General features: G+C 67.7%; 10 protein-coding genes. 8 read left to right on the top strand and 2 right to left on the bottom strand.

What is annotated here, in order from left to right; all coding sequences use genetic code 11:
* Positions 1–86 precede the first annotated feature (86 nt).
* The gene (rutR, locus tag PMI12_RS25865; protein WP_007838511.1) at positions 87–791 is read right to left on the bottom strand and encodes an HTH-type transcriptional regulator RutR; all 705 of its coding nucleotides are present in this window, start codon (positions 789–791) and stop codon (positions 87–89) included.
* Between the two features lie 193 nt (positions 792–984).
* Between rutR and PMI12_RS25860 the strand changes: the two genes are divergently transcribed.
* The 7 genes from PMI12_RS25860 (at position 985) to PMI12_RS25830 (ending at position 7,819) form a co-directional block, all read left to right on the top strand.
* The gene (locus PMI12_RS25860) at positions 985–1,986 is read left to right on the top strand and encodes an isopenicillin N synthase family dioxygenase (protein ID WP_007838509.1); all 1,002 of its coding nucleotides are present in this window, start codon (positions 985–987) and stop codon (positions 1,984–1,986) included.
* A 4-nt stretch (positions 1,987–1,990) separates the two neighbouring features.
* Positions 1,991–2,377, top strand: coding sequence for a VOC family protein (locus tag PMI12_RS25855; protein WP_007838503.1), 387 nt, complete (start codon positions 1,991–1,993; stop codon positions 2,375–2,377).
* Between the two features lie 68 nt (positions 2,378–2,445).
* Complete coding sequence (locus PMI12_RS25850; RefSeq protein ID WP_007838500.1) at positions 2,446–3,552, top strand: BMP family ABC transporter substrate-binding protein; 1,107 nt, start codon at positions 2,446–2,448, stop codon at positions 3,550–3,552.
* A gap of 23 nt (positions 3,553–3,575) precedes the next feature.
* The gene (locus PMI12_RS25845) at positions 3,576–5,102 is read left to right on the top strand and encodes an ABC transporter ATP-binding protein (protein WP_007838498.1); all 1,527 of its coding nucleotides are present in this window, start codon (positions 3,576–3,578) and stop codon (positions 5,100–5,102) included.
* Positions 5,095–6,219 carry an ABC transporter permease gene (locus PMI12_RS25840; RefSeq protein WP_007838496.1) on the top strand — a complete coding sequence of 375 codons (1,125 nt, stop codon included), beginning with the start codon at positions 5,095–5,097 and terminating at the stop codon, positions 6,217–6,219. The genes PMI12_RS25845 and PMI12_RS25840 overlap by 8 nt, the downstream gene beginning before the upstream one ends.
* Entirely contained in the window at positions 6,216–7,148 is a 933-nt protein-coding gene (locus tag PMI12_RS25835; RefSeq protein WP_007838494.1) for an ABC transporter permease, read from the top strand. The genes PMI12_RS25840 and PMI12_RS25835 overlap by 4 nt, the downstream gene beginning before the upstream one ends.
* Positions 7,145–7,819 carry a cysteine hydrolase family protein gene (locus PMI12_RS25830; RefSeq protein ID WP_007838492.1) on the top strand — a complete coding sequence of 225 codons (675 nt, stop codon included), beginning with the start codon at positions 7,145–7,147 and terminating at the stop codon, positions 7,817–7,819. Before PMI12_RS25835 ends, PMI12_RS25830 begins: the two co-directional genes overlap by 4 nt.
* Here the strand turns inward: PMI12_RS25830 and PMI12_RS25825 are convergent.
* The gene (locus PMI12_RS25825) at positions 7,799–8,575 is read right to left on the bottom strand and encodes a hypothetical protein (protein ID WP_007838490.1); all 777 of its coding nucleotides are present in this window, start codon (positions 8,573–8,575) and stop codon (positions 7,799–7,801) included. The genes PMI12_RS25830 and PMI12_RS25825 overlap by 21 nt on opposite strands.
* 46 nt (positions 8,576–8,621) lie before the next feature.
* On the opposite strand from PMI12_RS25825, the gene PMI12_RS25820 reads away from it, so the two are divergent.
* Positions 8,622–9,221, top strand: coding sequence for a LemA family protein (locus PMI12_RS25820; protein WP_007838488.1), 600 nt, complete (start codon positions 8,622–8,624; stop codon positions 9,219–9,221).
* Positions 9,222–9,285: the final 64 nt, after the last annotated feature.

Below are 9,285 nucleotides of genomic sequence, written 5' to 3'. Positions count from 1 at the left end.
GGGGGGGCCAGGCAGAGCGCTCGATGGACACGCTGCTTGCCCCCCACCCCACCCCTCCCCCAGAGGGGGAGGGAGCAAGGCAAGATTCAGCGGGGCGCAATGCCTTGCAGCACGATGCGCTGAACGCTCTCCACGGTCTGCTCGAAGAACGCCGCATCGTCCAGCGTGTGGCCCGTCAGCGCCTGCACCTGCACGCCGAAGTCCGCGTAGTGCTGCGTCACCGCCCACAGCGCAAAAATCAGGTGATGCGGGTCGACCGGCGCCAGCTTGCCGGCCTCGATCCACGCGCGAATCACTTCCGATTTTTTCTCCACCAGCGTGCGCAGCTCACGGTCGAGTTCATCGCGCAGCAGCGGCGCGCCCTGGATCATTTCAAGGCAGAACAACCGCGACGCATCGGGCCGGTCGCGCGACACCACCAGCTTGCGGCGAATGTAGCCGCCGATGGCCTCGCCCGGGTCCTGCTCGGCGCTGAAGCCGCGCAGCGGTTCGAGCCACAGCGCCAGCAGGTCTCGCAGCACATTGACGTAAAGCTCTTCCTTGTTCGCGAAGTAATAGAGCAGGTTGCTCTTCGACACATCGGCGCGCGCCGCCACCTGGTCGATCGACGTGCCGTGCAGGCCGAAGCGCGAGAACAACCCCAGCGCCGCGCCAAGGATCGCACTGCGCTTGTCCTCGATCTGGCGCAGCCGGCGGTTCACCGCGGACGCGCTGCGCACCGCGGGCTTGGCGCGCTTGCGCACCGGGCTCTCTTTGCTGGCGCTTGCGGCCAGCGCTTTGGTCTTCGGCATCTTCCCTCGCTCTTGTTCATGAATCGGCAGACGGCGCACCACTGTAAGGCCACGGTGCATCGCCTTGCGCCGCAGTTGCCTTCGCGGCGCAAGGTTGCGCACCATGCTGACGCGACGGATGCGTTTTGTCCATTTGGTCCAACTGGCACAGACGTTGCATGGCGAAAGGCATGCCAAGCATGAGGAACCTGCCATGACCCTGCTGTCCGTCCCCATCATCGATCTCGCGCCCTACTTCGCCGGCACTGCCGAAGGCAAGGCCGAGGTCGCGAAGAAGGTCGATGCGGCCTGCCGCAGCATCGGCTTCCTGGTCATCACCAACCACGGCATTTCGCCCGAGCTGATCTCGCGCGTGTCGTCGCTCTCGCGCAGGTTCTTCGACATGCCGCTGGGCGAGAAGCGCAAGGTCGATCGCCCGCGCGAAGACGCGGTGCGCGGCTACAGCGCAGTGGGCGAGGAAGGCCTTTCGTACAGCCTCGAAGAAGCGGCGCCAGGCGACCTGAAGGAATCGTTCTCCATCGGCCCGTCGAACGTGCCGAACGACGACTACCACCGCGGTCCCGCCGCCGGACCGCACTTCGAGCCCAACAGCTGGCCTCCCATCGAAGGTTTCCGCGAAGCCTATGAAGGCTACTTCGAGGCGATGAGCGATCTTTCGCGCTCGCTGATGCGCGTCTTCGCGCTCGGCCTGTCGCTGCCCGAGACCTTCTTCGACGACAAGATCGACAGGCACATCAGCATGTTCCGCGTGCTGAGCTATCCGCCCCAGCGCGAACAGCCGCTGCCCGGCCAGCTGCGTGCGGGCGCGCACAGCGACTACGGCAGCCTCACCATCGTGCTGCCCGACGACAAGGGCCTGCAGGTTTTCAACAAAGCCGGCCAGTGGGTCGACGTGCCGCAGGTCGAAGGCGGCCTGGTGGTCAACATCGCCGACCTCATGATGCAGTGGACCAACGACCAATGGGTGTCCACGCTGCACCGCGTGATCAATCCGCCGTTCGAGGTGGCGAGCACCAATCGCCGGCAGTCGCTGGTGTTCTTCCATCAGCCTAACTACGACGCGATGGTCGAGTGCCTGCCGAGCTGCCTCGCGCCGGGCGAAGAGGCGAAGTACGCGCCCATCTCCTCGGGCGACCACCTCACATCGAAGTTCGTCAAGCAGACGACCTTCGGCGGCACCAAAGTGACGGCCTGAACGCATGGCCCACCTGTCTTACGTCAACGTCTTCGCGAAGGACGTGGTCGCACTCAGCGGCTTCTACCAGCGCGTGTTCGGCTTCGCCGAGATCGAGGCGATCCGCTCGCCGATCTTCCGCGGGCTGGACACCGGCAAGTCGAGCCTGGGCTTCAACGCGCTCGATGCCTACGAACTGCTGCACCTCGCCGAGTTCTCCGACACGCGCGGCATCAAGTTCCTGCTGAACATCGACGTCGACAGCCAAGCCGACGTCGACCGCATGGTGCCCGTTGCGCTCGAAGCGGGTGCCACGCTCGTCAAGCCGCCGTACGTCACCTACTACAACTGGTACCAGTCGGTGCTGCTCGATCCCGAGGGCAATGTGTTCCGCATCAACTTCATGATGTGACGTGCGCTGCGCTCGTTCTCTTTTTTTCGTCCTCCCTTTCTTCAAAGCCTCTCACCAAAGGTAGTCCCATGCAGTTGCGCACCCTCACTCCCGGCCTGGGCCTCGCGATGACCATCGCAGCCAGCGGCGCCTTCTTCACCACACTGCCCGCCGCAGCCGCCGACGGCTTCACGCTGAAGGACAAGCCGAAGATCGCGATGCTCTACTTCGGCCCGAAGAACGACGGCGGCTGGACGCAGGCCTTTGACGAGGCCCGCGTGAAGATCGAAAAGGAAATCGGCCAGAAGATCCAGTTCGTCGAGAACGTGCCGGAAGACGCCTCGGCCATCAAGCCCGCGGCCGAGAAGTTCATCCAGCGCGGCGCCAACATCGTGATCGGCACGGCCTTCGGCTACTCCGACAGCTTCAAGGACCTGGCAGCCAAGTACCCCGACGTGGCCTTCCTCAACGGCTCGGGCACCACCAACGGCAGCAACCTCGAATCCTTCTACGGCCGCACCTACGAGAGCCAGTATCTCTGCGGCATGGCGGCCGGCGCGGCGTCGAAGACCGGCAAGCTCGGCTTCGTCGCGGCCAACCCCTTCGGCGTGGTGAACTGGACCATCAACGCCTTCGCGCTCGGCGCGCAGAAGATGAACCCGAACGCCACGGTCAACGTGATCTACACCGGCGCCTGGAACGACCCGGTGAAGGAACGCGCCGCCGCCGCCGCACTCATCGACCAGGGCGCCGACGTGATCGGCCAGCACGTCGACAGCCCCACGCCGCAGATCGTCGCGCAGGAACGCGGCGTGTACGGCACCGGCCACCACCGCGACCTGCGCCAGTTCGCGCCCAAGGCCACGCTGTGCTCGTCGGTGTGGGTGTGGGACCGCTTCCTGACGCCCGAACTGAAGAAGGTGATGGCGGGTGGATGGAAGCCTTCGCCATACGGAGCCTTCATCGAGATGAAGGACGGCGGCACCGACATTGCGGGGTTTGGCCCCGCGGTGCCCAAGGACAAGGCCACGCTCATCACCGCCGAGCGCGACGCGATCATGAAGGGCAAGCAGGTCTACGCCGGCCCGCTCGCCGACCGCGACGGCAAGGAGCGCGTGGCCAAGGGCGCGGTGCTGTCCGATGCGGACCTGTGGAAGATGGACTGGTTCGTCAAGGGCGTGGTCACGCAGAAGTAAGCAAGCAAGGCCTCCGGAACCTCATGCCCAATGCGCTCGAACTCACCGGCATCCGCAAGTCCTTCGACGGCTTCGCGGCATTGACCGACGCTCACTTTGCCGCGCGCTGGGGCGAGGTGCATGCGTTGCTGGGCGAGAACGGCGCGGGCAAGTCTTCGCTGATGAACATCGCGGCCGGGCTCTATGCGCCCGAGGTCGGGCAACTGCTGGTGGACGACAACGCGGTGCGCTTCGCCGGTCCGCGCGACGCAGCGAAGCACCGTATCGGCATGGTTCACCAGCATTTCAAGCTGGTGCGGCCTTTCACGGTGGCGCAGAACATTCTGCTCACGGCACCGCCGCCGGCCGAGTTTCAAAGCCATGGCGAGCGGCTTCGCGAGATCGAGCGCGACATTCGCAACAAGGCCTCGGAGCTGGGCTTCGACATCGATCCGTCGAAGCGCATCGATGCGCTTTCGATTGCCGAACAGCAGCGCGTCGAGATCCTCAAGGTGCTGCTCGCGGGCGCACGCATCCTGATCCTCGACGAGCCCACGGCCGTGCTGACCGACCAGGAGGCCTCGCGCCTGCTGCAAACGGTACGAGGGCTGGCGCGCGCCGGGGCGGCCGTGGTGCTGGTCACGCACAAGATGGCCGACGTGAAGACGTATGCCGACCGCGTGACGGTGATGCGCGGCGGGCGCACGGTGGCCACGCTGCGGCCCAACGAAGCCTCTGTTGCCGAGCTGGTGAAGCTCACGGTGGGCGAGTCGATTGCAATGCAAGGCTTCCAGGCCTCGACCATATCGCGTGGCCCGGTGCGCTTGTCCGTGCGCGGACTGCGCACGCCGGCCTCGCCCGAAGGCCGGCGCGTGCTCGACGGCGTGGATCTCGAACTGCACGCCGGTGAAATCTACGGCCTCGCCGGTGTCGGCGGCAACGGACAGGGCGAGCTGGCGGGCGCGATCATGGGCCTGCCGGGCGAAGCCACCGAAGGCGAGATCCGGCTCGAAGGCCATGGCGACCTGAAGACCATGGCCGCATCGGCACGCCGCGGCATCGGTATTGCCGCCATTCCGGCCGACCGATACGGGCTCGCGCTCGCGGGTGGCCTCTCGGTGGCCGAGAACTACGCCATCGGCCGCGTGCACACCGGCCGCTACGGCCCCGTGTGGCGCCTGCGCCGCAACCGCATCCAGAGCGACACGCAGGAAGCCGTGCGCGCCTTCGACGTGCAGGGTGTGCGCTCGGTCGCGCAGAAGGCCGCACTGCTGTCGGGCGGCAATGCGCAGAAGCTCGTGCTGGCGCGCGAGTTCGGCAAGTCGCCCACGCTGGTGCTCGCGCACAGCCCGAGCCGCGGGCTCGACGTGCGCGCCAGCGCCGAGGTGCATGCGCGGCTGCGCGCCGCGCGCGACAGCGGCGCCGCCGTGCTGCTGATCAGCGAAGACCTCGACGAGGTGCTGCAGCTGGCCGACCGCGTGGGCGTGATGGCGCGCGGTCGCATCGCCGGCGAATTCGCGCAGCCCGCCGACCGGCAAGCCATCGGACAGGCGATGGTGGACCATGGCTGAAGCAGCGTTGGCAGCCGACATGGCACATCCTCCCAAGACCCCGCCGCTCGCCGGCCGCCGCTACGCGCTCGAAATCCGCCAGCACATGGCCTGGCGCTGGCAGGCGCTGATCCTCGCGGCCGCCCTGCTCGTGGGCTTCGCCATCTCCGCCGCGATCCTCGTGGCGGCAGGCGTACCAGCCGACGAACTCGCGAACGAGTTCGTCATGCAGACCTTCTTCGACGGCCAGAACTTCCGCGCCGTGCTGTTCCAGGCCGCGCCGATGATCCTCGTCGGCCTCGCGGGCTCCATCGCCTTCCGCGCGCGCTTCTGGAACCTGGGGCTCGAAGGCCAGATGATCTGGGGCGCCATCGGCGCGACCACCGTCTCGATGTGGCAGGTCGGCCCCGAAAACCTGCGCCTGCCGCTGATGTTCGCGGCTGCCATCGGCTGTGGCCTGCTGTGGGTGCTGGGGCCTTCGTGGCTCAAGCTGAAGCTCGGCGTGAACGAGATCATCTCGACGCTGATGCTCAACTACATGGCGGCCAACTTCCTGCTGCATCTGGTCTATGGCAGCTGGAAGGACCCGAAGGACAACTTCCCCTACTCGCCGCAGTTCCGCGCCTTCGAGCGGCTGCCCGAGCTGGGCGCCGGCGTGGGCAGCTCGATCCTGCTCGCGGGCGTGGTCGCGCTGCTGGCGTGGTGGCTGGCGAGCGTGAGCCGCGTGGGGCTGTATCTGCGCTTCGTCGATGCCAACCCGCGCGTGGCGCATGCCAACGGCGTACCGGTGCGGCGCACTATTTATGGCGCGGTGCTGCTGTCGGGTGCGATGGCCGGGCTCGCGGGCTTCGCGGTGGTCGCGGGGCAGGAAGGGCGGCTCACGCAGGCCTTCTACCAGGGCTACGGCTTCTCGGGCATCCTCATTGCCTTCCTCGCGCGCAACAACCCGCTCGCGGCCACGGTGGTGGCGCTGCTGGTGGCGGCGCTGTTCGTCACCGGCCGCAGCCTGCAGGTGTTCTACCAGGTGCCGTTCTCCATGGTGCAGCTGATCCAGGCGGTCATCGTGGTGTGCGTGGCGTCGAGCGACTTCTTCATTCGTCACCGGCTGCGCCGGGTGGGCGGGGAGGCCGCAGCATGAGCGTCAGCATCGTTCTCAACTGGCTCGCGAGCACGCCGGACTTCGCCGTGCCGTATGCGCTGGCCGCACTGGGCCTGATCATCAGCGAGCGCGCGGGCGTGCTCTCGCTCGGCGCCGAGGGGCTGATGCTGGTCGGCGCGCTGGCCGGCATCGGCGCGCAGATCGCCATCGGGCAGCCGGCGGTGTCGCTGGTGCTCGCGATGCTGGCGGCCGGCATGGTGTCGGTGCTGTTCGCGGTGATGGTGATCTGGTTGCGCGTGAACCAGGTGATTGCCGGGCTCGCGCTGGTGTTCTTCTGCCAGGGGCTCACGGCGTTGGTGGGCTCGATGGCCGACTGGACCAACCACGCGACCGAAGGCATCGGCGCGATGGGCCTGTGGCCGCTGTCGATGCTGCCGGGTGTGGGCAAGCTCTTCGAGCAGAACGCGATGGTGTGGCTCACGCTGCCGATCTTCGGCGCGGTGGCGTGGTTCTTCGCACGCACCACCACCGGCCTGCGGCTGCGCGCCGTGGGCGAGAACCCGCAGGCGGCGGACGCGGCCGGCATTCGCGTGACGGCATGGCGCTTCGCTGCCGTGCTCGCAGGCTCGGCCCTCGTGGGGCTGGCGGGCGCGTACATCTCGGTGGTCAGCACCAAGCTGTGGATCGCCGGCATGACGGGTGGGCGCGGCTGGATCGCGGTGGGCCTGGTGATTTTCGCGCGCTGGTCGCCGTGGAAGGCGCTGGCGGGCGCCGTGCTGTTCGGCTGCATCGAAGCGCTGATTCCGCAGCTGGCCGCGGCCGGCGTGCAACTGCCGCAGTACTTCGTGATGATGACGCCGTATGCGGTGACGCTCGGCGTGATGGTGTGGGTCGCTCTCTCGCGGCGCGGCGCCGATGAAGAGCCCGGTGCGCTGGGTCAACCCTATGTGAGAGAAGAACGGCGATGAAGGCCTGGGTCTACAACGAGGAGCGCGAACTCGACGCGGCGCAGTTCGCCGACTACCTGAACCCCGCGACCACGGCAGTCGTCTCCATCGACATGCACCGCGGCCACCTCGACGACAGCCCCGACTGCCCCTGCCCCGCGCCCCGGGCGCGCGACGTGGTGGCGCCCATCGACAGCTTTCATGACGAGGTGCGCGCGCTGGGCGTGCGCATCGTGCACATCAAGTCGGTGCTGCGCCCCGATGGCGTGGACGACATCCGCGGCATTCCGTCAGCGTGGCGGCGCACCTTTCCGCTGCACGTGGGCGAGATTCCGAACGCCGACGCGCACGCCATCGAAGGCTCGAAGTGGACCGAGTGGGTCACGCGCGTCGAGCCCGGCGACATGCGCGTGGACAGCAAGCGCCGGCTGTCGGCGTTCTACCCGACCGACCTCGACTTTCTGCTGCGCAACCAGCGCATCGAGACGGTGGTGCTCAACGGCGGCTTCACCGACTGCTGCGTGCTCAACACGGCCTTCGACGCCAACAACCACAACTACCGCGTGATCGTGCTGCGCGACCTCGTGCGCGGCACCGACCCGCATCTGGAAGGCGCGGCGCTGGCGATGGTGTCGCTGCACCTCGGGCTGGTGGTCGATTCGGCCCAGCTGCTACGCCAATGGCGCGGCTGAAGCGGCAGGACTGAGCCAGCGCTCGGCCACCGCCAGCATGTCGCCCTGCGCGGCCTGCCACACCATCTCGGGCGCGGCCACGTGCACGCCCGGCGGCGCGATGCGCAGCGCCACGTCGACCAGCTCCGCCACCTTCGACGCGCGCACCGGCTGCTCGCTGCTCGGCACCATGAAGCGCACGACGGACAGCATCCATGCGGCCAGCCGCTCGAGGGGATTGGCGAACTTCGCGTTCGCCGGCTTGCGCGCCGAGCGCAGGAGGATCACGCGCTCGAAGCCGCAGGCCACCACCGCCTGCTCGTCGAGGCTCGCGAGCCCGCGCTTGAGCGCCTCGGGCAGCCGGCCCTGGTCGTGCGGCTGCACGATGGCCAGCGTCTGCACGCCGCTGGCGCGCAGCCAGCGCGCCAGCGCGGGCAGGTCCGAGGGCTCGGGCACCCACAGCGCGCGTTCGCGGTCGTGGTACAGCCGCGGCGGGTCGAAGGCGACGATGGCCGTGTGGGCGGAGGTGAGCGGCCATTGCGCGATCGGCTCGGCCGGGCTCAGGCAGGTCTCGACGCCGCGCAGCCCGTCGCGGATCGGCTCGCGCGCCAGCACGCGCGTGTGGGCATGGCGGTGGCTGCCCGCGAGCCGGCGCAGCAGTTCCGCCCCCAATGCGCCAGTCGCACCGGCGACCAGCAGGGTGCCGAAGGCGTCGGAAGCAACGGGCAATACCGCACGGTTGGCGGCCTGCAGGGCGTGGAGGGGATCGAGAGACATCGAGCCACCTATGCTACCTTCCGCATCTTCTGCGGAGGTAATGCAAATGATGATGAAGCGCTGGCTATTGATCCTTGCGGCTGTCGTGTCCCTGAGCGGCTGCGGCTACAACCAGTTCCAGTCCCTCGACGAGGCCAGCAAGTCGGCCTGGAGCGAGGTCCTCAACCAGTACCAGCGGCGCGCCGACCTCGTGCCCAACATCGTGGCCACCGTGAAGGGCGAGGCCAGCTTCGAACAGGACACGCTCACCAAGGTGATCGAGGCGCGCGCCAAGGCCACCTCGATCCAGGTCTCGCCCGAGACGCTCAACAACCCCGAGGCCTTCAACAAGTTCCAGCAGGCGCAGGGCGAGCTCTCGTCGGCGCTGTCGCGGCTGATGGTGGTGGCGGAACGCTACCCCGAGCTCAAGGCCAACCAGGCCTTCCGCGACCTGCGCGTGACGCTCGAAGGCACCGAGAACCGCATCACCGTGGCGCGCAACCGCTACATCGAGAGCGTGCAGGAGTACAACGTGCTCGCACGCAGCTTCCCGACCAACATCACGGCCAAGATCTTCAGCTACGCGCCGAAGCCGAACTTCTCGGTGCAGAACGAGGCGCAGATTTCCACGCCGCCGACGGTCGACTTCAGCACCCCGAAAAAGTAACTCCCCCAGTCTTCGTGCACTTCGTGTCACTGCGCCTCCCCCCTCGCCGGGGGCAACACCAGCG

This window comes from Variovorax sp. CF313 (assembly GCF_000282635.1).
Classification (GTDB): Bacteria; Pseudomonadota; Gammaproteobacteria; order Burkholderiales; family Burkholderiaceae_C; genus Variovorax.
This window is presented reverse-complemented; position numbering and strand designations above follow the sequence as displayed.